Raw genomic sequence first — 22,631 nt, 5'->3', positions numbered from 1 at the left:
GCGATGATGAAAAGGTCACGATTGTTAGGAAACTTGATACGAATAAATATAAAAGATCACTTGAAGCAATGGATGCTAAAGAGTTGTACAGCAAAGCTGCAAGGGAGTGTGGATGAACAAGCGTTAGAGCGGTTATCTGAAGGGCAATTAAAAGCCTTGGTAACGAACGGTATAAGTAAAAATGAAAAATATGCCGCTCAGCAGTTACTGTTAAAAAGGGCGATGAAAGAGCGGGAAATAAAAAAGGCTCACACCCAAAAGTGTAAGCCTCAATAACGCTTTCCAAACCTTTCGGTTTAGTTCATGCCGTATTTCTTTAGCTTCTTACGAAGTGTACCGCGGTTGATACCCATCATAGTTGCTGCACGTGTTTGGTTACCACGTGTGTACTGCATGATTGTATCTAATAGCGGTTGCTCAACCTCTGCAAGCACTAGCTCGTACAGATCGTCGACTTCCTGACCATTTAACTGAGCAAGATAGTTTTTTAGCGACGCTTTAACAGAGTCACGTAGTGGCTTCTGTGTGATTTGGTCTTGTGACGTTACAGTTGTAACTGTTAACGCTTCGGAAGTCAGATTTTGTTCGAACATAATTCTGTAAGCTCTTCTAGTATTTATGCAACGTTTTCGAAGTAGCCTTGCAGCGCATCGATTTGCTCTTGAGCATTCTCGAGTGCGTTGAAGGACCGACGGAAATCACCAGCTGGTGCATGTTCTTTTAAGTACCAAGACACGTGTTTACGTGCAATGCGCAACCCTAAATATTCACCGTAGAAACGATGAAGTTCTTGAACATGTCCCAACATAATGCCACTTACCTCATCCATAGATGGGGCAGGCAGGTATTCGCCGGTTGTTAAGTAATGCTGGATTTCTCTAAAAATCCACGGTCGCCCTTGTGCAGGACGGCCAATCATCAAAGCATCTGCACCCGTATAATCGAGTACAAAGCGAGCCTTTTCCGGTGAATCGATATCACCGTTAGCAATTACCGGAATTGATATCGCTTGTTTAGCTGCTCTGATGTAGTCATATTCCGCTTCACCTTTGTACATGCAAGACTTCGTTCGCCCATGAAGCGCTAAAGCTTGAATGCCACATTGTTCCGCGATTTTCGCTATGTCGACACAGTTACGGTTGTCTAAATCCCAACCCGTACGCGTTTTTAGCGTAACAGGTACATCGACTGCACCCACAACGCTACGAAGAATCTCTTCAATTAACGCAGGGTGTTGCAGTAATGCAGAACCAGCCAAGCGTTTGTTAACTTTTTTCGCTGGACAACCCATATTGATATCGATGATTTGCGCACCGTTCTCAACACTAAATTGTGCAGCTTCAGCCATCAGCTTTGGGTCTGCTCCTGCTATTTGAACCGAGCGAATCCCCGATTCACCTTCATGAACCATTCGGTTCTGCGATTTAGCCGTTTTCCATAGATCTGGATTCGACGACATCATCTCGCTAACAGCCATTCCCGCGCCGTAGCGAAGGCATAGTTCACGAAATGGCCGATCGGTCACACCCGCCATTGGCGCGACTATCAGCTGGTTGTTTAGTTGATATGGACCGATTTGCAATGTCTGTACCTGACTGTGCCAGTAAGGGCGCGCATTTTACGCATTTTTTCCCTTTCTGAAAAGACCAATAATTGAGCATTTAGTTTTTGTTTAACAAAAACGTATGTTTTTCAATCGATTGTATATTTTTCGCACAATAAAAAAGGTGAATTAAAATAACTAATGGCGAAAATTACGCCTTACAACCTGAAATTCGGCACCATTCATCACGTGCAACAACTGGGTCTAATGCCAATTCGTCGCTGTAATATGTGGAGACGTCTTCAGCTTGAATTTCCAATACACCTGAAATTGCTAGCTTACCGCCCGGCTTCACTAGGCTTTTTATTACCGGTGAAAGCTCACGTAATGGACCCGCAAGAATGTTTGCAACCACAACATCTGCTTGTACGTCGTTCGGCTGATCTTTAGGTAGGAAAAGCTCTAATTTATCAGAAACACCGTTACGTTCTGCGTTATCGCGTGATGCTTGGATAGCTTGTGGATCGATATCGATACCAATGACTTTCTTTGCACCTAGCTTAAGTGCCGCAATGGCTAGAATGCCAGAGCCACAACCGAAGTCGATAATGGTTTGACCCGTTAGATCTTGACCATCAAGCCACTCTAAACATAACGACGTTGTTGGGTGAGTACCAGTACCGAATGCAAGACCTGGGTCAAGTAGTACATTAACCGCGTCTGGTTCTGGTGCTTCACGCCAGCTTGGGCAAATCCATAAACGACGACCAAAACGCATAGGGTGGAAATTAACCATCCACTCACGTTCCCAGTCTTTATCTTCTAATTGCTCGATTTTGTAAGCAAAGTCTTCAGCAATCAGAGGACTGTTCTTTAGCATGTTCAGCACGAAATCCATGTCGGCTTCAGCATCGTATAAACCAATAACATCAGTATCACCCCACAGGCGAGTTTCACCTGGCATTGGTTCGAATACTGGTGTGTCTTGCGCGTCAAGGAAAGTGGCAGATAAAGCCCCCGTTTCTTCCATTAACATATCGCCAATCGCTTCAGCGTTTTCAGCAGTTGCGTTTAGTTTGATTTGAATCCAAGGCATGGTAATTCGCTTATTATTTGGCTACGGTTTGAACATAAGGGCGAGATTCTAGCATGAAATTTCAGCAATCCACACCTATAGTGCATCAATCACATCAGCGGTTTTTATTGATATAAAAAAAGATAGCACCCTAGGCGCTATCTTTAAGATGTATTGCAGAGACTTATCTAAATCAATGTTGCGGTGCGGTTGCCATCGCAGGTTTGGTCAGGCTACCCAGCACAAAAGCAATTAGGCCAATGCCCAATGTGGGCACGATGGCATGTAATCCACCTAAGTCTGGCTTAATAACCGATAAGCCAATATAACAAACTAGGCCTGATATCATTGATGCCAACGCCCCTGTCGCCGATGCTTTTTCCCAGTATAACCCGAGCACTAATGGCCATAAGAACACCGCTTGCATGCCGCCAAAGGCTAATAGATTCAACCAGATGATCATATCGGGCGGGTTAGTTGCAGCAATAAATACCAAAATAGAAAAAATTCCGGTTACCCATAACGATAACTTAGAAAGGTGCTTGTTGGCATTTGGTCCTTCAGCGGCTTTGGGATTGATGTAATTGAGGTACAAATCTTTTAGCAAGGTGGCTGAAGCTTGGATCAGTTGTGAGTCAATGCTCGACATAATGGCCGCCATCGGACCCGCCAAGAAGATACCCGCCACCCAAGGGGATAAAACAGTCATCATCAAGGTTGGCATGATCTGATCTGGGCTGGCAATATCGGGCACGATAGCACGACCTAATGCCCCTGATAGATGCATGCCTAGCATCAGGAATGCCACCATTGCTGTACTGATCACCATTCCCCGATGCAATGAACGGCTGTCTTTATAAGCCATGCACCGAACGGCTGCGTGGGGAAGCCCTATTACCCCAAAGCAGACCAAAATCCAGAAGCTCAACATAAAGGGTTGGCTAAGAAAGTTATCAGGACCAAAGGGGGTAATCAATGATGGGTCAATGTGGTGTAATTCTGTTATCAGTTCACCGACACCGCCACCGACATGCACCACTCCTGCTAGCAGGGCAATGGTGCCAATAATCATCATAACCCCTTGCAATGTATCGGTCATTACAACGGCACGAAATCCGCCAATGGTCGTATACAAGCCAACAGTAACGGCAAAGATCATTAACCCTTGTGAATAGGGTAATCCGGTGACAGTTTGTAATAACCGTGCGCCACCCACAAATTGCACCACCATGGTGCCAAAGAAAGCGAGCAATAATGCTAAAGAAGCGAAGATGACGACCGCTTTATTTTTATAGCGTGCATATAAAATATCATTAAGGGTTAAGGCATTATGTCGTCGAGCTTCAATGGCGAATTTTTTCCCAAGTACCCCCAGTGTTAGCCACGCAGCAGGCAGTTGGATCATGGCGAGTAATACCCAGCCGAGTCCCATTTTATATGCGGCACCAGGCCCGCCAATAAACGAGCTGGCACTGGAATAGGTCGCTGCTAATGTCATGGCTAATACAAAGCCGCCCATGCTGCGATTGCCAAGCAGGTATTCGTTTAAGAAGCCTTTAGATGAGGTACTTTTACGTTGACTGAAAAATGCCAAAGAAAACACAGCGAGCAAATAGATCGCTAAAGGAATGAGTATTTGGCTATTCATGATCACTGTCCTTTTCAATTTCGAGAGACATATCTTGGTAGATGAACTTGACCATTAAGCCGCACAGTACCGTGAAGAGAATAGGGCCAATAATACAGGCGAGTAAAAACCACAGTGGAAAACCCCAATAGAGCTCAGGCAGAGTTGTTGTAATCTCTGTCGATGAGAAAGCATAGGCCGAAATATACCACCAGATGAAATAGGCAATCGCTAAGCCTACCGCCCATTTAGCCTCTTTATGAGCCTGATGATAACGCGCAGAGAGTGTTTTCATACGCTGTTGTCTCCAATTGTGTTGGCACTACTTCAAAGGAATAGAGAGAAGGAGAGTAATGCTCATACAAATAAAAAAGGGGGGTATTGTGGCAAAAGTTATTTATCAGTGCCACTGACCTGTATCAATTTGTCAGAAAATCATGTTGAAGAAAGGGGAAATAGCAGAGAAATCGAAGAGGAATACGGTGAAAGGTGTATAAAAAAGGCTACCCAAAGGCAGCCTAGATTTGTCTTCACGCGTTTATCGCGAAATTATTGTAGACCAAGTTTCTTCTCTAGGTAGTGGATGTTTGCACCACCATGTTGGAAGTTTTCATCTGCCATAATTTCTTGCTGTAGCGGGATATTGGTTTTAATACCATCGATGATTGATTCACCTAATGCGTTACGCATACGTGAAATTGCCACATCGCGGTTTTCACCGTATGAAATCAGCTTACCGATCATGGAATCATAATGCGGTGGCACTGTGTAGCCTGAGTAGATATGAGATTCCCAACGGATACCCATGCCACCAGGCGCGTGGAAGCGCGTGATTTTACCTGGACAAGGTAGGAAACGCTCAGGATCTTCAGCGTTGATACGACATTCGATAGCATGGCCACGAATTTGAATATCAGATTGGCTGAATGATAGTGGCTGACCAGCAGCAACACGAAGCTGTTCTTTGATCAGATCAACGCCCGTTACCATTTCTGTTACTGGGTGCTCAACCTGAATACGGGTGTTCATTTCAATGAAGTAGAACTCGCCGTTTTCGTATAGGAATTCAAACGTACCTGCGCCACGGTAACCGATTTCGATACAAGCACGCGTACAACGTTCACCGATGTACTTACGCATCTCTTCTGTGATGCCTGGTGCTGGTGCTTCTTCAACAACTTTCTGGTGGCGACGCTGCATTGAACAGTCACGCTCACCTAAGTGAATAGCATTACCTTGACCATCAGCCATGATCTGAACTTCGATATGGCGAGGGTTTTCAAGGAATTTCTCCATGTAAACCACATCGTTATTGAAGAACGATTTAGCTTCAGCACGTGTCATCGCGATAGCTTCTGTTAGTTCACCTTCAGTGCGAACAACACGCATACCACGACCACCGCCGCCACCAGATGCTTTGATGATGACAGGGAAACCAATGCGCTTAGCGAAAGATTTATTTCTCGCTTCGTCATCATCCAATGGGCCATCAGAGCCAGGTACACAAGGAACCCCCGCTTTTTTCATTGCGGTAATCGCGGACACTTTGTCACCCATCATGCGAATAGTTTCCGCTTTAGGGCCAACAAAAATAAAGCCAGAACGCTCTACTTGTTCTGCAAAATCAGCATTTTCAGATAAGAAACCGTAACCAGGGTGAATCGCAACTGCCCCTGTGATTTCCGCTGCACTAATGATGCGTGGAATGTTCAAATAGCTTTCAGTACTTTTGGCAGAACCAATACATACCGTTTCGTCTGCAAGTAATACATGCTTAAGATCGCGGTCAGCTGTTGAGTGAATCGCAACAGTCTTAATACCTAATTCTTTACAAGCGCGCAGAATACGAAGGGCAATCTCGCCTCGGTTCGCAATAACTAATTTATCTAACATAATAGGCCTCTGTTACTCGATGATAACAAGAGGCTGATCGAACTCGATAGCGTCGCCGTCTTCAGCAAGAATAGCAGTAACCACACCTGCTTTATCAGATTGGATTTGGTTCATCATTTTCATCGCTTCAACGATACAAAGCGTGTCGCCAACGTTCACAGATTGACCCACTTCAACAAATGCTTTTGCTTCAGGGCTTGGTGCACGGTAGAAAGAACCAACCATTGGAGAAAGAACTTGATGACCCGTAGGTTCAGCGGCAACAGGAGCAGCAACAGGTGCAGCCGCCGCTTCTACAGGTGCAGCTTGAGGTGGTGCAGCAAATTGAGGTGCAGCCATGTATTGCTGTGCAGGTAATGCAGATGCAGGTACATTACGGCTGATGCGTACTGATTCTTCACCTTCAGAGATTTCTAATTCAGCAATACCAGATTCTTCAACCAGCTCAATTAGTTTTTTAATCTTACGAATATCCATCTATCTTTCTCTTTATATGTTGTTCAGTTAGCTTTCTGATTGCAGGCGTCTTACCGCAGCATTCAGGGCGAATTCATAACCATCAGGACCAAGACCGCAAATTACACCGACTGCTTTATCTGATAGATAAGAGTGATGGCGGAATGGTTCCCTTGCGTGAACATTAGATAAATGCACTTCAATAAATGGAATTGCGACACCGAGTAGAGCATCACGAATGGCGACGCTAGTGTGGGTGAACGCAGCGGGATTGATAATAATGAAATCCACATTGCCATGAGCTTGATGAATAGCATCAATCAATTCATGTTCTGCATTTGATTGAATGTGATCTAATGTGACGCTTAGATTGGTTGCCTTGACAGTTAAATCAGCAACGAGTTGAGCCAATGTGTGATGACCATAGTGGCCTGGCTCTCTGAGACCTAGTAAATTTAGGTTAGGTCCGTTAATAAGTAAAATTCGTTTAACGGTCGACATCTTGACGTATATCCACTTGTTTTTGAGGTTTTACTCTAACAACATGCAATAAACTGCAAAGTTGCATCCCGATGAACTGATTTATACTGCCAAACAATGTTTGTTGAACGATTATAGAGAAATCACCGCAAATAGCAGCAAAATACTGGTCTAATCACCGAACTTACTGCGTACACTTGTAAGCTGTATGCGTATTCTATGGTTTTATTAGATGACTATTTTTACCGCAAGTTCAGCAGAATAGAGGCGAAAATATGGGGATGGTTCCATTTTTTACACATATTGAAGCTGTTTAATCAATTTGAGTGAGTGATTATTGCTACCGTAATCGACTTGTTTTTTGCATACATTTTTTTAGTGTAGCGGTTTTGTTTCGCAGATATCGAGACTTAGGTATAAAAATTCACACGTACAGCTGTACGTTTTGTAAGCAAATCTTTATTACGATAAAAAAATAGTCAGTGTTATTGCTGCAGTTATAAAAAAACCGCCAGACGGCGGCTTTTTTAAGCGGGTAGTGTGCTGTTATAAAATAGTTTGTTTTTCTGCGATCAGTTTATCAACCACGCTAGGGTCAGCGAGCGTTGATGTATCACCCAAACTTCCAGTATCACCCGTGGCAATCTTACGGAGAATTCGGCGCATAATTTTACCCGAGCGTGTTTTCGGTAAGGCATCGGTCCAATGTAAGAAGTCAGGGGTCGCAATCGGACCAATTTCTTTACGTACCCAATCTTTCACTTCTTTATGCAGCTCAGCGCTGGGTATTTCACCATCATTCAGTGTGATATAAGCATAAATTGCTTGGCCTTTAATATCGTGTGGTACACCAACAATCGCAGCCTCTGCTATCTTATCGAAAGCCACTAATGCGGATTCAATTTCAGCGGTACCCATGCGGTGACCTGAAATATTCAATACGTCATCGACACGACCAGTGATCCAGTAGTAACCGTCTTCATCACGACGCGCGCCATCACCAGTGAAATACATACCTTGGAAGGTTGAGAAGTAAGTTTGCTCGAAGCGTTCATGGTCACCCCATAAAGTACGCATCTGCCCAGGCCATGAATCAATCATAACCAAGTTACCTTCAGCGACACCTTCTAAGATATTCCCCATATTATCAACGATGGCTGGCTGAACACCGAAAAATGGACGAGTGGCAGAACCCGGTTTTAGTGCTGTCGCGCCAGGTAATGGCGTAATTAAGATACCGCCTGTTTCTGTTTGCCACCATGTATCAACAATAGGGCAACGGCTGTCGCCAATGGTACGGTGATACCATTCCCACGCTTCTGGGTTAATGGGTTCGCCGACTGACCCCATAATACGCAGTGAGGATCGTGACGTACCTTTAATTGCTTCTGTGCCTTTTGCCATTAATGCACGAATGGCTGTTGGGGCAGTATAAAGAATACTGACATTATGCTTATCAACCACTTCACTCATACGGCTGGTTGATGGGTAGTTTGGCACACCTTCAAATAGCACGGTTGTTGCACCATTAGCCAGCGGGCCATACACTAAGTAACTGTGACCGGTGATCCAACCAACATCGGCGGTACACCAGTACACATCGCCTTCTTGGTAATCAAAAACATATTTAAACGTCATGGTGGCATACACTAAGTAACCACCTGTTGTGTGAAGAACACCTTTAGGCTTACCTGTTGATCCTGAGGTATATAGAATGAAAAGAGGATCTTCTGCATTCATTTCTTCAGGCTCACAATGAGAAGACACGATTGCTGTTGCTTCATGCCACCACACATCACGTTCACTGTGCCACTCAACATTGCCACCAGTACGTTTCAGTACCATGACTTTTTCGATACTTGTGACACCTTTATTGGCTAAGGCATCATCGACATTCTTTTTCAGTGGTACTGCGCGACCAGCACGAACGCCTTCATCGGCAGTAATAACGACTTTTGCGTTGGAATCAATAATACGACCAGCAAGTGCTTCTGGAGAGAAGCCACCAAATACAATGGTATGTATTGCCCCAATTCGCGTACAAGCCAGCATGGCAATTGCCGCTTCTGCCACCATCGGCATGTAAAGACACACCACATCGCCTTTGCGTACGCCTTGGCTTTTCAGTGCATTAGAGAACTTACAAACTTGTTCGTGTAATTCGTTATACGTGAACGTGGCATCATCGGTAGGATCGTCGCCTTCCCAAATTATGGCGGGCTGATCGCCGCGAGTCGCGAGGTGGCGGTCAAGACAGTTTGCAGAAACGTTCAGTGTGCCATCTTCAAACCAGTTAACACTGACATGGCTAGTATCAAAAGAAGTGTGCTTCACTTTAGTGAATGGTTTGATCCAGTCAACAATCTGACCGTGTTCACGCCAGAAACCTTCAGGGTTGATAACCGATTGTTGGTACATCTCACGATATTGTTCATCATTTACGTGGGCTGTAGCTGCAATCTCTTGATTGACTGGATAAACATGAACTTCACTCATCGAACTCTCCTTAGTGTTTCCGTTTTTTGTCCAACCTGGGACCGGATAATATCGTTTGTCGCTATTGATACTAACTTCCGATAGATCAACGTTTGCCACAATTAGACTTTAGGATTAGAGAGCATGATCAATGTAGAAATTGTAGGTGTTACATCGAAATTACATAAAAAATCTTGCACCGTACGAGGCTTCTTGCATTATTTACGCTGAGCGGAGCGCCGGAAAATCACCGTGTTTCAGTCGTACATAAATCAAAGCGGCAGTAATCGTATCTTCGAGCGCGTCATGCCGCTCTGGTACCGGAAGGTCAAGGTGGCGACTAATGGCTTCTAAACTTAGATCGTAATAAGCATTAGGCAGCAGCCGTTCTAAACGGTCGTGATAAAGGTGGCTCACCTCTACCAATTTATTGGGTAATGCAAAACCAAATAAGCGTCGGTAATAGCGATCCAAAATCGTTTTGTCGTAGCGAATGTGATAACCCACTAAAGGGCGATTACCAATAAAATTAAGTAGTGTGGTTAAGGCCTCTTTTTCACCTAACCCAGCGCGTAAATCTTGATGGCGAATGCGATGAATCGCGATTGAATTAGCGTCTAAACTGATTGGTGCTCTTAGGGTTAAATGGATTGATTTACTGGTGAGTATACGATTTTTTTTAATGACAGTTGCCGCAATGGTAACCAACTCTGCACTGTGCGGATCAAGGCTGGTGGTTTCACAATCTACAGAGACAAGTTCATCACCCTGGTAGCGATTAAAAAGCTGAGCATAAGGGGTGTTTTTTAATTTTCGCTGATACCAATAACGTCGTAATAGGTTCATCATTAATCCCTTATTTGGTAGTGATAACCTAGCCATTCTTTAAATTTCTTTACCACATGAAGGCTGTGGCGCAGTAAGTCTCGTTCGGCACGACTAAGGTCACTGACGTTCAATTGCTGGCTTTGTCCACCGGTTTGGTGGTTAAGCTGGTGGCGCAAACGGGTTCTGATGAATAGTTTAAGGGCTTCGCTTAAATTAGACGCTGTGGTTGGCTCTAAAACTTTGCGCAATTCGAGTTGATGAATGCGTTCAAAGGTATTATTGGGTTCAATATTATTTTCTAAGGCTAATGCCCGAATACCATGAACGATTGGAAAGATCCCACCCCGTTTAATATCGACGCCATGCTTGGTCGATTTTATCTTACCAAACAGGGTTAAAGGTACGTTGAAGCGCAAAGCTGGACGAGTAAAGGTCGATAACAACAGTTCTTTTTCTGCTAACTGTTGATGTAAATAGTTTTGCAGTGGATTGAGTAAAACGCGGTTACCTGCGACAGCATGACTATCGGCAAGTATCGCTAAATCCATCATGGATTCTTCAGTTGCTTGTTGGCAAGAGCGACTAATCGTATGTAACCATTCACTTTGTGATTTCACCCATTTAGGGTTGTTCACCATGACTTTTCCTGGGCAAAGCGGGTAGCCGAGCTGCTGCAATGTTTGGGTTAATTTATTCATGACATTGGCACAGTCTGGCCAATCGACACCATCTTGAATAATGAGAGCATTATCTTGATCGGTTTTTAAAATTTGTTCGCCACGTCCTTCAGATCCCATTACGACGAAGCAGCAATAGTTGTGCATTGACGGTGGGACAATTAATTGAAAGGCTTTTTCGATAATTTGTTCATTTACCGAGGCGATCAACTCCATCACAAACAGCGTATGAATGCCGTTATTAAACAAGGTAGCCACTAAACGTTGTTGGCTACTGGCTGCGAGTGATAATTCTTCAATGGTTTCAGCTCGTGCAATGCGTAATGTCAGTACGTGAGAGTGAGTGGAAAATAAGCTCAAGACTTGCGTTAAATCTAACATGCCAACAACTTGCCCAGCATCAAGCACTTGCACCCGTTTCACTTTATGACGGGTCATTGCAATCATGGCATTAAACAAAAAATCATCTTTGTTGACGCTAATAACTGGCGTAGTGGCGATTTGGCTAACAGGGGTATCAGAAGGCAGTTGATCTAACATAACCGCATGCAGTAAATCGGTACGGGTAACAATGCCATATTGCGGTGTTGAATTCAGTGCAACCAAAGCGGCATCGAAACCTTTGCCCCGCATTTGTTCTGTCACCTGCTTTAAGCCCGTGTCATGAGGCACAATGAGGCAGGGTTGAATGTTGTCATTATCCACTTTTGTTAAAATGAATTCGGCGAGATTTTGTTGGCGCTGCGCTTCTTCAATTAATGTTTGACGACGTGCTAAATTGCCATCGAAATAGGCGGCGAATTGCCCGTTAGAATGATACAGCTCGATGAAAATTTCACGAGGTAAGAGATAACAGAGCGTATCTTCTAGCGCGATATAATCATGACGGCTTTTATTTTCAAGCTGAGCGCGTACATCGAACATATCGTCAGTAACGTAATGGGCATAGGTTTCCGTACCATCAGAAGAGGATTCTTCAACCCCGCCTTTGATGATAATAAACAAGTGATTGCACGCTTCACCAGTCGTGATGATTTTATTACCTTCACGGTAATAAGCGACATCTAATGCTTCTTTCAATACTTTTTGCTGAGCATGATGAAGGCGATCAAAGGGGGTGACTGATGTGTCGAATTTATCCGGCATGCTATACCTCGTCTTATAACCTATATCTTCATATAACCGATGACTTCATATAGTCAGTGTCGCTGATGTCGGTGATAAGCTCTAGACGACTTTAGTCTATACCCAAGTTACCTCAAAATGCAGGATTCTCGCTGAAACGAGCACCTTGAGGTAGCTTGGGTATATGATCCATCGCGTCATTTTTATTGTGGTTGTTGGTGAAGTATTTGAAGGTGCGATCAATATGCAAGCTCCCGTACATTTAAAGGGGAAAAAGAGATTGAAAGATTTGCCTTATTTATCTTTGGGGTTCTGGCGATAGGTTGGGCATAATGTCGGCATTATCTCCTATTATGCATTTTGGAATTGGCATGTTTCGTAGTAGTCCCTATGGATGGACCTCGCAATATCTGTTTGGTTTTTTCTTCACTTATGGTGTTTATCTTCCTTTTTGGGCGTTATGGTTTGCGCATTTAGGGGTGGATGCGTCTGATATTGGTTTGTTGCTGGGTTTAGGCCTTGGCGTACGCTGCTTAGCGAATGTTGTGCTGACCCCGCGTATTCATAATGTGGAGCATCTTATTCCAGCTCTACGCTGGTTTACATTAGCGTGTTTGATTGCTTGTGTTATCTATATTTTCTGTGGTGGCAGTCTGTGGGCATTAGCGGCGATCACAGTGTTGTTTAATTTGGCTGCAGGGCCAATTATTCCACTTTCTGACGCATTAGCTAATTTCTATGCAAAAGGGAAACACCTTGATTACGGGCGTACCCGCTTGTGGGGGTCTATTGCCTTTATTGCTGGTTCAACAATTGTTGGGATCTTAGCGGCTAAATATGGGGCAAGTGTTATTCCTTGGGTCGCGATTGCAGGCTTGGTGGTGGCATTATTATTTTCAATGCGCGCACCAACCATTATGCCGATTGAAACCGAATGTCATGATCAGCCCCGCCCGGCGTTAATCGACATCATCAAAAACAATAGCGTTATGCGATTTTTAATTATTGTCGCCTTGTTGCAAGGTAGTCACGCTGCCTACTACAGTTTCAGCGCGATTTATTGGAAAGAAGTCGGTTATAGCGAAGCCATTATTGGCTATCTATGGAGCTTTAGTGTGGTGGCTGAAGTGTGCGTATTTGCATTTAGTCAGCGTTTATTTGCTAAATGGAGCGTCGGCATGATGTTTCGCCTCGCGGCTATCGGCGTATTACTACGTTGGGGTGTGACCGCAACCATGACAGAGTTGCCAGCACTGGTGATGGCACAAGCGCTGCACGGTGTGACTTTTGCGGCGGCGCACTTGGCAGCTATTCGTTATATTCAGCATGCTAAAAGCAATCAGATGGTGGCATTACAGGCCCTTTATAATGCATTGCCATTAGGTGCATTTATGGCAATTATGACAGCACTCAGTGGTTGGTTATACGGCTTGTGGGGCGCGAATCTTTTCTGGTTAATGGCTGTAATGGGTATTCCAGTATTACTGATGAAAATTGAATCAAAACCACACAGTAATGATCAGTCGTCTGAGTTAGCACAACCTATGTCGACAAATTAAGAGAGTAAGACATTGTTCTTCTAGTCTTAATTGACCATTTTTAACGTATTACAGATCGGCACAGAAAGAACTGTGATCTACCCTGATTGGTGTACTTAATCAGATTGGTTAGTATGGGTTAACTTATCGTTAACACAATCAGGAAGTATCATGGCGCAAGGATGGATCGTCGTGCCGGTCTCGTTAGCCTATTTAGGGCTGCTGTTTTTTATCGCGTGGTATGGCGATAAGAAAATCAAATGGATGGCAAAATATCGCCCATGGATTTATAGCTTATCCATCGCGGTGTATTGTACCTCGTGGACCTTTTATGGCACGGTTGGTCAAGCCAGCCAAAATACTTGGTCATTCCTGCCTATTTACCTTGCTCCCATTATTGTTTTCACCCTCGGTTGGCGCATTCTTGCCCGCTTGATCTTAATTGCGAAACGCGAACACATTACGTCTATTGCTGATTTTATCGCGGCTCGTTATGGCAAATCTCAAGGATTAGCTGTATTGGTCACGATCATCGCCGTGGTTGGTATTCTGCCTTATATTGCTTTGCAGCTGCGTGCTATTACGATGGGGATTGACCTAATCGCCCCTGAGCTAGGTAGCGGGGTTGGCATTAATGAAATGGATACCGCGTGGTTGGTTACCCTCGCATTAGCCGCTTTCACGGTGTTATTTGGTACGCGCCATATTGATACCACAGAGCACCATCGCGGTATGATGATGGCTGTCGCATTTGAATCATTAGTGAAACTCGCTGCGTTCTTGATTGTGGGTGTTTTTGCGGTGGGCTTGTTATTTGAATTACCTGACTTACAAGCGGTTAAAGCATCATATTTAGAATCATCAATGCCAAACATTGGCAGCTTATTGATTCATACGATGCTGACGATGGCTGCGATTATTTGTTTACCTCGCCAGTTTCATACCATTGTGGTCGAAAATAATCGGGCGCAAGATTTACATAAAGCCCGTTGGATTTTTCCGTTATACCTCGTGTTGATGGGGATCTTTGTTTTACCACTGGCATTAGCTGGGCAGGCATTGATGATGCCGAATGTGTCTGCTGATACGTATGTGATAAGCCTGCCTTTACAGCAAGGGGCTGAAAGTATTGCGCTGCTGGCTTTTTTAGGAGGCACATCGGCTGCCAGTGGTATGGTGATTGTATCGACCATTGCGTTGGCGATTATGGTTTCCAATGACTTAGTTTTACCGTTAGTTTTACGCCGTTTAAGAGTGTCTGGAAAAAACTTTAGCGCCTTCTCTGGGTTGTTATTGAATGTACGTCGTGCGTTGATTTTACTGTTGTTATTATCGGCTTGGGGCTTTTATCAGATACTTGATAATATTCCATCACTATCAGCGATAGGCCTGTTGTCTTTTGCTGCCATTGCGCAATTTGCCCCAGCATTATTGGGCGGTATTTATTGGCGAAAGGGGAATAAAAAAGGCGTTTATGCTGGGTTATTTGGTGGCTCGATTATTTGGGTTATTACCATGATGGCTCAAACAAGTATGCTGGCTGGTAATGCAGATACAAACGTTTTACTTTGGCTACTTACCCCGCCACAACTTCCTATATTACAGAGTATAACGTCGGTTGATTGGGGCATGTTACTCAGTATTTTAGCGAATGTGACCTTATATACGTCGGTATCATTGATGACTCGTTCGTCGTTAACTGAACGATTACAAGCGGCAACATTCGTGGGTGCCCCGTTACCTGAAGCTGAAAATGCGAGCTTATATCAGACGCGTGTCACCGTCGCAGAATTAGAAATGTTAGCGGCACGTTTTGTCGGTCGTAAGCGTGTGCATCATGCTTTTCGTCAATTTGCTGAACAACATCAAGATCCATTATTACCTCAACAGCAAGCATCAGGTGTCTTAATCCGTCATACCGAGCGAGTGCTTGCTGGAGTATTTGGGGCATCTTCTGCTCGTCTGGTATTAACCTCTGCGTTGCAAGGGCGAAATATGCAGCTTGAGGAGGTGGCCACCATTGTCGATGAGGCTTCTGAGTTGTTTGATTTCAGCCGAGGTTTATTGCAAGGAGCGATTGAACATATTAGCCAAGGCATTACTGTTGTAGACAAGCAATTAAGGCTGGTGGCATGGAATCAACGTTATCTTGAGCTATTTACCTTTCCTCCGGGCTTAATTCAAGTGGGCCGACCCATTGCGGATGTGATCCGGCATAACGCAATGGAGGGATTATGTGGATCCGGCGATCCTGAAATGCATGTTGCCAAACGGGTCGATCACTTGCTGCGAGGTACTGCGCATACGTCTTCCCGTGTTCGTGCTGATGGGCAGGTTATCGAAGTACAAGGTAACCCGATGCCGGGCGGTGGTTTTGTGATGAGCTTTATTGATATCACCGCTTTTCGTCAAGCAGAGCAAGCGTTGAAAGATGCCAATGAACACCTAGAAGCACGGGTACAAAAGCGAACTCAAGAGCTGGAACAATTGAATCGTCGCTTGGTCAATGCAACACAACAAGCGGAGCAACAAGCTCAGTCAAAGAGTCGATTCTTAGCCGCTGTGAGTCATGATTTGATGCAGCCGTTAAATGCCGCACGTTTATTTTCATCTTCGTTATCAGAGCTTGCGAAAGAAGATGAGACGATTAAGTTGTCACGCCATATTGAAAGTGCCCTCGGTGCTGCAGAAGATTTGATTGGTGACTTATTGGATGTATCGCGACTAGAAGCGGGTAAACTACAAGTGAATGTTCATCCATTCCCTATCCGTGAAGTACTCGATACTTTGAGCGCCGAATTTGGTGTTTTGGCAAAACAACAGGGCATTCAATTTGAAGTGCTAAAAAGTAACGCCGTCATTGTGTCTGATCCTAAATTATTGCGCCGTGCATTACAGAACTTTTTAACCAATGCATTCCGTTATAATCCACATGGCAAAGTGTTATTAGGTGTGCGCCGAATTAAAGGTAAATTACAGATTGAAGTCTGGGATAACGGCCCAGGCATTCCTCTCGAAAAGCAGACGGATATTTTTGATGAATTCACGCGTATTCAAACGAGTGGTGCAGACCACGGGTTAGGGCTGGGGCTGGCAATTGCCCGTGGGATCAGTCGTGTGCTTGATCACCCGTTATCGCTACGTTCATGGCCAGGTCAAGGTACTGTTTTTGCGCTCTCTGTTTCTCGTGGGGTATTAACTCAGAAACAACAAACAGTGATCTCTCAGCAGGCGGCAGAAAAGGCAGCACCACTGAATGGAGTACGTGTGCTATGCGTCGATAATGAGCCTGAAATATTACTAGGGATGGAAACGTTACTGGTGCGATGGGGCTGCGATGTGCGTTTAGCTGAAAGCGTTGTAGGCACTATTCAGCAACTGGAAGATGGCTGGGTGCCAGAGTTTGTATTAAGTGATTATCACTTGGCCAATAACCAAACTGGGTTGCAAGTTCTGCAGCAATGTAGTCTACGTTTGGGTAAAAATTTCAAAGGAGCAGTCATTAGTGCCGACCGTACATCAGAAACCCAGCAGGCTATTCGAGGGCATGGTTTTAGTTTTATTAGTAAACCCGTAAAGCCGTTGAAGTTACGCGCGTTATTGAATCAGCGCATGAAAAGCGTAGTAAAAAGCTAATTAATGGAATTGGTATAACATAGCTTGAACATTGGATAAATAGATAAAATAAAACGGAGCAGGGTGCTCCGTTTTTGGCTCTAGCCAACGTATTACTTACGCTGTGAATTTCTTATCAACACATGTTTTAGCGATTAATGGTCGTGTGCTTCACCCGCACCTTTAGGGTAACGAATAGATTCAACCATATCTTGAACATCTTTCGGTACTTCAGCAGTGAACTTGTTAACCACAATTGAAACAACGAAGTTCAGACACATACCTAACGTACCAATACCTTCTGGACTGATACCAAAGAACCAGTTATCAGGTGTGCTTGCCGCTGGGTTGATAAACTTGAAGTAGATAATGTACGAAGCCGTAAATGTAATTCCCGTTAGCATGCCCGCAATCGCACCTTCTTTGTTCATCTTCTTATAGAAGATACCCAAAATAATCGCTGGGAAGAAAGAGGCTGCCGCTAAGCCGAACGAGAAGGCAACAACCTGAGCAACAAATCCTGGCGGATTAATACCAAGGTAACCAGCACCGACTATCGCGAGAGCTGCACCGACTCGTGCCGCTAATAGCTCTTGTTTGTCGGTCATGTCGGGTTTAAAGCCTTTCTTTAACAAGTCATGAGATATCGAGGTCGAGATAACCAGTAGTAGACCAGCTGCGGTTGATAGTGCAGCGGCTAGGCCACCAGCAGCCAACAATGCCACGACCCAGTTAGGTAAATTTGCTAACTCTGGACTTGCCAATACGATGATGTCGCGGTTGATATTCATTTCGTTACGCTCATCGCCCGAATAGAACATTTTACCGTCGTTGTTTTTATCTTCCCACGTAACTAGGCCAGTTTTCTCCCAGTTTTTAACCCAGCCTGGTGCTTGTTCTGCAGATACACCTTGCATCTCTGGGCCGTTGATTGTCTCAATCATATTGATACGAGCAAACGCGGCAACTGCAGGGGCTGTGGTATAAAGTAGCGAGATGAATAGTAGTGCCCAGCCAGCAGAAATTCGTGCATCTTTCACGCGAGGAACCGTGAAGAAACGAATAATAACGTGCGGTAAACCAGCAGTACCTACCATCAATGCAGAACAGATAAAGAATACGTCAACCATACTCTTTGAACCATCGGTGTAGGCTGTGAAACCTAACTCTGTGGTTAATCCATCAAGCTTATCAAGTACGTATGTTTCAGACCCTGTTAGCGTAGAACCTAAACCAAGCTGTGGGATACTGTTACCCGTCATCATGATTGAAGTGAATACCGCTGGCACAAGGAATGCAAAAATGAGAACACAAAATTGTGCAACCTGCGTGTAGGTAATGCCTTTCATTCCACCAAGTACGGCGTAGAAGAAAACGATACCCATACCGATGATGATACCCATGTTGATATCAACTTCGAGGAAGCGGGCAAATACAACCCCAACCCCACGCATTTGACCTGCTACGTAAGTAAAGGAAACGAAGATGGCACAAAAGACAGCTACCATACGTGCAGTTCTAGAATAGTAACGCTCACCAATAAAATCAGGCACAGTAAACTGACCAAATTTACGTAAGTAAGGCGCAAGGCATAATGCGAGAAGTACGTAACCACCCGTCCAGCCCATTAGGTATACACCGCCATCGTAACCAACGAATGAGATGATACCTGCCATTGAAATAAACGATGCTGCCGACATCCAGTCAGCTGCGGTTGCCATACCATTCGCAATAGGATGCACCCCACCGCCAGCAACGTAGAATTCACTTGTTGTTCCTGCGCGTGCCCAAATGGCAATACCGATATACACCGAAAAGGTGAGACCCACTAAAATAAACGTCCAGGTTTGGATATCCATAACTAACCTCTTAGTCTTCTTGTACGTTGAACTTACGGTCGAGTGCATTCATACGCACTACGTAGACAAAAATCAGTGCAACAAAGGTGTATATGGAACCCTGTTGTGAGAACCAAAAACCTAATTTGAAGCCACCGATTTGGAAGTTGTTAAGAACATCGACAAATAAAATGCCGGCACCGAACGAAACCATGAACCAGATAGCGAGTAGGTAAGCCATTGTACTGAGGTTTTCTTTCCAGTAGGCCTTAGCCTGCTCCTTGGATTCAAACGCCATTGTCATCTCCTTACACGTCATGTTAATAATCGCGGCAAATTGCGCGTTAATAAAATGTTACAGAAAGACAATAGCAACGATCCCACAAGTAAACAGTGCAACTTTAGTCGTGTTAGAAACTGAAAAATCGCCCAGAAACAGGCGATTTTGTGAGGTGAGATGGATAATCAGTATGTTAATAACTTGTTGTGTTAGCCAAAGGTCTAAGTCATTAAATAAAAATCTTTGATGCCAATCAGCAGATTGTTTACTGCTACTGCGGCAAGGATCAAGCCCATCACTCGGCTGATAATAGCTGCCCCTACATTGCCGATATATTTCTGGATTTTATTTGCCCCAAGCATCAATAACAACGTGACTAATAAAACACTCAGCATCACCAATGTCGTGATCATTTGATCGCCCAGCGAATAACGGTTGTTATCCGTTAGCATCACCACTGCCATCATGGCTCCTGGTGATGCAATGGAAGGCACGGCTAAAGGGTACACCGCTAAACTACCGAGTTCAGAGTGCTGGACCTCTTGTTCGCTTAGCTTACATTCTTGATCAACTTTACCTTCGCCAAAGATCATGGTTAGGGCAAAAAGTAGCAGAACAAGCCCTCCGGCAGCTTGGAAGGCGGGTAGGGGAATCTGCATCGCTTCCAGTAATATCTGACCGATAATAATAAAGAACAATAAAATGCCGGCAGAGATAGCAATAGCTTTTAGTGCGACTAAGCGGCGCTGTTGTGCATTCAGGTGGCTGGTTTGAGCAAGGTATACGGGCACTGAGCCGATAGGATCGACAACAGCCCAAATGAGGACGAACTGAGTGAAAAGGACGCTGAGCAAAATAACCCCCTAGATTAAAACTGTTAATGACGTGAAAGAATAATTACTTTTTGCTGGTTTTTTTTATGATATTAATGATGTTAGCAAAAATAGATGCTTTTAATGGGATTATTTTGATATTAAATTGTATTTAAATTTATCATGTTCGGATAAAGCCCCACTATTTACAGTGGCTAATGAGTGATTGTTGTGTTCTTGGTTGGTTTTAAATGGAATCGAGTTGAAGTCGCTGTTTAGGGGGCTGGTTTGAAGGTTATTATCAGGTATCAACGAAGATAAATTAATACCTGATGCTTTTATAACCTATTGGGTTAAATCCATTTGCTGTAATATGATCACGGCTTGAGTACGATTCTTAACCCCGAGCTTGCGAAAAATAGCGGTCATGTGAGCTTTGATTGTTGCTTCTGATACATTCAACTCATACGCAATTTGCTTATTAAGCAAACCATCAGACAGCATGCATAACACTTTATATTGCTGGGGAGTTAGTGAGGCTATTTTCTGGGCAAGGTCATTAATTTCATCATCTTCATCCCCGAGCCCTTCAGGAAAAAAGGGTTCTCCTTCGAGTACTTGATGTAGAGCGCTGATTAGCGCGCGCATATCACTTGATTTAGGAATAAAGCCAAATGCCCCATGGCTGCGAACCTGCTTTACAACCGTAATCTCTTCACTGGCAGATATCACGACGATGGGTAGGTCTGGATATTGGTTACGCAGTTGAATTAAGCCTGACATGCCATTCGCGCCCGGCATTTTTAAATCGAGCAGCAATAAATCTACATCATGTTCTTTCTCTAATAAGCTGAGCAGAGTATCAAGCGATTCAGCTTCGAGTAGATTGGCACCACTGATCGCCATATGCACCGATTGAAAAAGTGCATTACGAAACAAGGGGTGATCATCAGCGATAACAATCGTGTATTGAGCGTCCATGGCTACCTTTTCATTATTCTTTTTAGTTACGCTATCACTGCTATAAAACCAGATCAATTTGTTAACACTCAAGATAAGAGCTGGATCAGTCCTTTGGTTAACCGTGATGTAATGCATGATGAAATTGTAGTTAAGTTGTTCAAACATATAGTCGCTATGTTATGAGGGAATGTAATTATTAATGAATCAATAGATGATCCGAAAAATTGATCAACGAAATGATGGCCAGCGTTATTTTGAGCAACAACAATTTCAACGCCAAGAGCAGGGCTGGAAGTTAATTATTGGTACTTCGGTATTGTTATTAGCGTTAGTAGCCGTAGAGTTGTTTTGGTTGGTGCCAACGGCGACCAGTTCGAGTAAATCTGCTTTTAGTGGATTTGTTGCGGTGATTGGTATTATTTCCTCTGTGCTCTGGCTCGTTGTTCAGGCTGTACCATTTAAAGTGCGCTGGCAAAGTGTTTCCGTCGCGCTGGCGTGTTTATTGGGTGGTGGATGGGCGCTGCTCTTTCCATTACTGATCCAGCAATCTCACTTTTTTAGCGTTTATGCTTACAGTGATCTGTTTATATTTCTTTCGGTCATTGCGTTTTTTAGTTATCGACCTGCACTGTATTTGGCAGTTTTACCTATCCTCTGTTCGTTATTAGTAACGGATATGTACTTTGGTGGTACCAATAATGCGATAACATTTCTGAGTATGGGTAGCCGACTGATCATTATTATTGTGGTGCGAGAGTGTCTCTATCATTGGTTTCATGCTTCAGTCTGGCATGAATTTGAAGAGAAGCGTTTACGTAAGGAGCTGGCATCGGTGGCCTTGATCGATCTGGTTACTGGGCTGCAAAATGATAAACACTTTGAGCTAATGCTGGATCGGGAAATGATGGCCGCTCGCCGTCATAACAGTGATCTCACCGTGATGATGATTAATATTGAGCCGATGCATTTGTATGCCATGACATGTGGTCATCAGGCTTGTGACGATTTACTTAAGCGCGCCACCAAAGGCTTACGGCGCGGGGTGTATCGCCCACGGGATTTTATTGCCCGTGTCGGTAGCAGTGAATTTGCTTTATTGCTGCCAGATACCGATGCTTCCGGTGCAGAAATTGTTGCCGAGCGTATGCAAAGGCATGTCCATCGTTGCTGTGATATGTTGGTGAAAGGGGAGTTAGAACAACCAATGGCCGTTATGATTACCATTGTGGAATGGGCACCAAATGTAAATGTGAGAACAATGCGCAGGTATATGCGGGATGCTCGCAGCCAGCTAAACCTTGATGAGCCGCAGAAGTGCGCAGATAGCGTGTCGTATTATGATCCCGTAAAGTATCGTTGAATAATCATTGAGTATAAAAAAGAGCACATTATGTGCTCTTTTTTTA

The 22,631-nt window shown here is 44.2% G+C and carries 19 protein-coding genes; 4 read left to right on the top strand and 15 right to left on the bottom strand.

The genetic code is table 11. From position 1 onward, the window contains the following. Positions 1 to 3 precede the first annotated feature (3 nt). Complete coding sequence (locus tag C9J47_RS25080; RefSeq protein ID WP_107256548.1) at positions 4 to 276, top strand: hypothetical protein; 273 nt, start codon at positions 4 to 6, stop codon at positions 274 to 276. A 20-nt stretch (positions 277 to 296) separates the two neighbouring features. Here the strand turns inward: C9J47_RS25080 and fis are convergent, their stop codons facing one another. From fis to C9J47_RS25025, 11 genes are all read right to left on the bottom strand, one after another. After that, positions 297 to 593, bottom strand: coding sequence for a DNA-binding transcriptional regulator Fis (gene fis, locus C9J47_RS25075; protein ID WP_005372656.1), 297 nt, complete (start codon positions 591 to 593; stop codon positions 297 to 299). A gap of 23 nt (positions 594 to 616) precedes the next feature. Beyond that, positions 617 to 1,582 carry a tRNA dihydrouridine synthase DusB gene (dusB, locus tag C9J47_RS25070; RefSeq protein ID WP_107256546.1) on the bottom strand — a complete coding sequence of 322 codons (966 nt, stop codon included), beginning with the start codon at positions 1,580 to 1,582 and terminating at the stop codon, positions 617 to 619. A 172-nt stretch (positions 1,583 to 1,754) separates the two neighbouring features. Beyond that, a complete protein-coding gene (prmA, locus tag C9J47_RS25065) occupies positions 1,755 to 2,639 on the bottom strand; it encodes a 50S ribosomal protein L11 methyltransferase (RefSeq protein WP_107256544.1) in 885 nt (294 codons plus the stop codon). A gap of 172 nt (positions 2,640 to 2,811) precedes the next feature. Further along, entirely contained in the window at positions 2,812 to 4,266 is a 1,455-nt protein-coding gene (gene panF / locus C9J47_RS25060; RefSeq protein WP_107256542.1) for a sodium/pantothenate symporter, read from the bottom strand. After that, positions 4,259 to 4,540, bottom strand: coding sequence for a YhdT family protein (locus C9J47_RS25055; protein WP_107256540.1), 282 nt, complete (start codon positions 4,538 to 4,540; stop codon positions 4,259 to 4,261). The genes panF and C9J47_RS25055 overlap by 8 nt, the downstream gene beginning before the upstream one ends. 254 nt (positions 4,541 to 4,794) lie before the next feature. Continuing rightward, entirely contained in the window at positions 4,795 to 6,138 is a 1,344-nt protein-coding gene (accC, locus tag C9J47_RS25050) for an acetyl-CoA carboxylase biotin carboxylase subunit (RefSeq protein ID WP_107256538.1), read from the bottom strand. 12 nt (positions 6,139 to 6,150) lie between these two features. Next, on the bottom strand, positions 6,151 to 6,615 hold the full coding sequence (gene accB, locus C9J47_RS25045) for an acetyl-CoA carboxylase biotin carboxyl carrier protein (protein ID WP_107256535.1): 465 nt from the start codon (positions 6,613 to 6,615) through the stop codon (positions 6,151 to 6,153). A gap of 27 nt (positions 6,616 to 6,642) precedes the next feature. Further along, on the bottom strand, positions 6,643 to 7,095 hold the full coding sequence (gene aroQ / locus C9J47_RS25040) for a type II 3-dehydroquinate dehydratase (protein WP_006233731.1): 453 nt from the start codon (positions 7,093 to 7,095) through the stop codon (positions 6,643 to 6,645). Between the two features lie 525 nt (positions 7,096 to 7,620). Continuing rightward, positions 7,621 to 9,570: an acetate--CoA ligase gene (gene acs / locus C9J47_RS25035; protein ID WP_107256533.1), complete on the bottom strand. Its 1,950-nt coding sequence runs from the start codon at positions 9,568 to 9,570 to the stop codon at positions 7,621 to 7,623. A gap of 201 nt (positions 9,571 to 9,771) precedes the next feature. Next, positions 9,772 to 10,395 carry a 3'-5' exonuclease gene (locus C9J47_RS25030; protein ID WP_107256531.1) on the bottom strand — a complete coding sequence of 208 codons (624 nt, stop codon included), beginning with the start codon at positions 10,393 to 10,395 and terminating at the stop codon, positions 9,772 to 9,774. Positions 10,396 to 10,397: 2 nt separating this feature from the next. Next, positions 10,398 to 12,200: a DUF294 nucleotidyltransferase-like domain-containing protein gene (locus C9J47_RS25025; RefSeq protein WP_107256529.1), complete on the bottom strand. Its 1,803-nt coding sequence runs from the start codon at positions 12,198 to 12,200 to the stop codon at positions 10,398 to 10,400. 350 nt (positions 12,201 to 12,550) lie between these two features. Here C9J47_RS25025 and C9J47_RS25020 point away from each other — a divergent pair, with 350 nt between their 5' ends. Continuing rightward, positions 12,551 to 13,738 carry a 3-phenylpropionate MFS transporter gene (locus C9J47_RS25020; protein ID WP_170107579.1) on the top strand — a complete coding sequence of 396 codons (1,188 nt, stop codon included), beginning with the start codon at positions 12,551 to 12,553 and terminating at the stop codon, positions 13,736 to 13,738. Between the two features lie 150 nt (positions 13,739 to 13,888). Then, entirely contained in the window at positions 13,889 to 17,353 is a 3,465-nt protein-coding gene (locus tag C9J47_RS25015; protein WP_107256525.1) for a hybrid sensor histidine kinase/response regulator, read from the top strand. 134 nt (positions 17,354 to 17,487) lie between these two features. Here C9J47_RS25015 and C9J47_RS25010 read toward each other — a convergent pair whose 3' ends face one another. The 4 genes from C9J47_RS25010 to C9J47_RS24995 form a co-directional block, all read right to left on the bottom strand. Next, the gene (locus C9J47_RS25010; RefSeq protein WP_107256522.1) at positions 17,488 to 19,191 is read right to left on the bottom strand and encodes a sodium:solute symporter family protein; all 1,704 of its coding nucleotides are present in this window, start codon (positions 19,189 to 19,191) and stop codon (positions 17,488 to 17,490) included. 10 nt (positions 19,192 to 19,201) lie between these two features. Continuing rightward, complete coding sequence (locus C9J47_RS25005; RefSeq protein WP_107256520.1) at positions 19,202 to 19,468, bottom strand: DUF4212 domain-containing protein; 267 nt, start codon at positions 19,466 to 19,468, stop codon at positions 19,202 to 19,204. Between the two features lie 203 nt (positions 19,469 to 19,671). Beyond that, positions 19,672 to 20,304, bottom strand: coding sequence for a MarC family protein (locus tag C9J47_RS25000; protein WP_107256518.1), 633 nt, complete (start codon positions 20,302 to 20,304; stop codon positions 19,672 to 19,674). 303 nt (positions 20,305 to 20,607) lie between these two features. Further along, on the bottom strand, positions 20,608 to 21,243 hold the full coding sequence (locus C9J47_RS24995; RefSeq protein WP_107256614.1) for a response regulator transcription factor: 636 nt from the start codon (positions 21,241 to 21,243) through the stop codon (positions 20,608 to 20,610). A 193-nt stretch (positions 21,244 to 21,436) separates the two neighbouring features. On the opposite strand from C9J47_RS24995, the gene C9J47_RS24990 reads away from it, so the two are divergent. Beyond that, complete coding sequence (locus C9J47_RS24990) at positions 21,437 to 22,585, top strand: GGDEF domain-containing protein (RefSeq protein ID WP_107256516.1); 1,149 nt, start codon at positions 21,437 to 21,439, stop codon at positions 22,583 to 22,585. Positions 22,586 to 22,631 lie beyond the last annotated feature (46 nt).

Source organism: Photobacterium indicum (assembly GCF_003026215.1).
Lineage (GTDB): Bacteria > Pseudomonadota > Gammaproteobacteria > Enterobacterales > Vibrionaceae > Photobacterium > Photobacterium indicum.
Note: the sequence above shows the minus strand (reverse complement) of the source record. Positions and strands in the feature narration are given on the sequence as shown.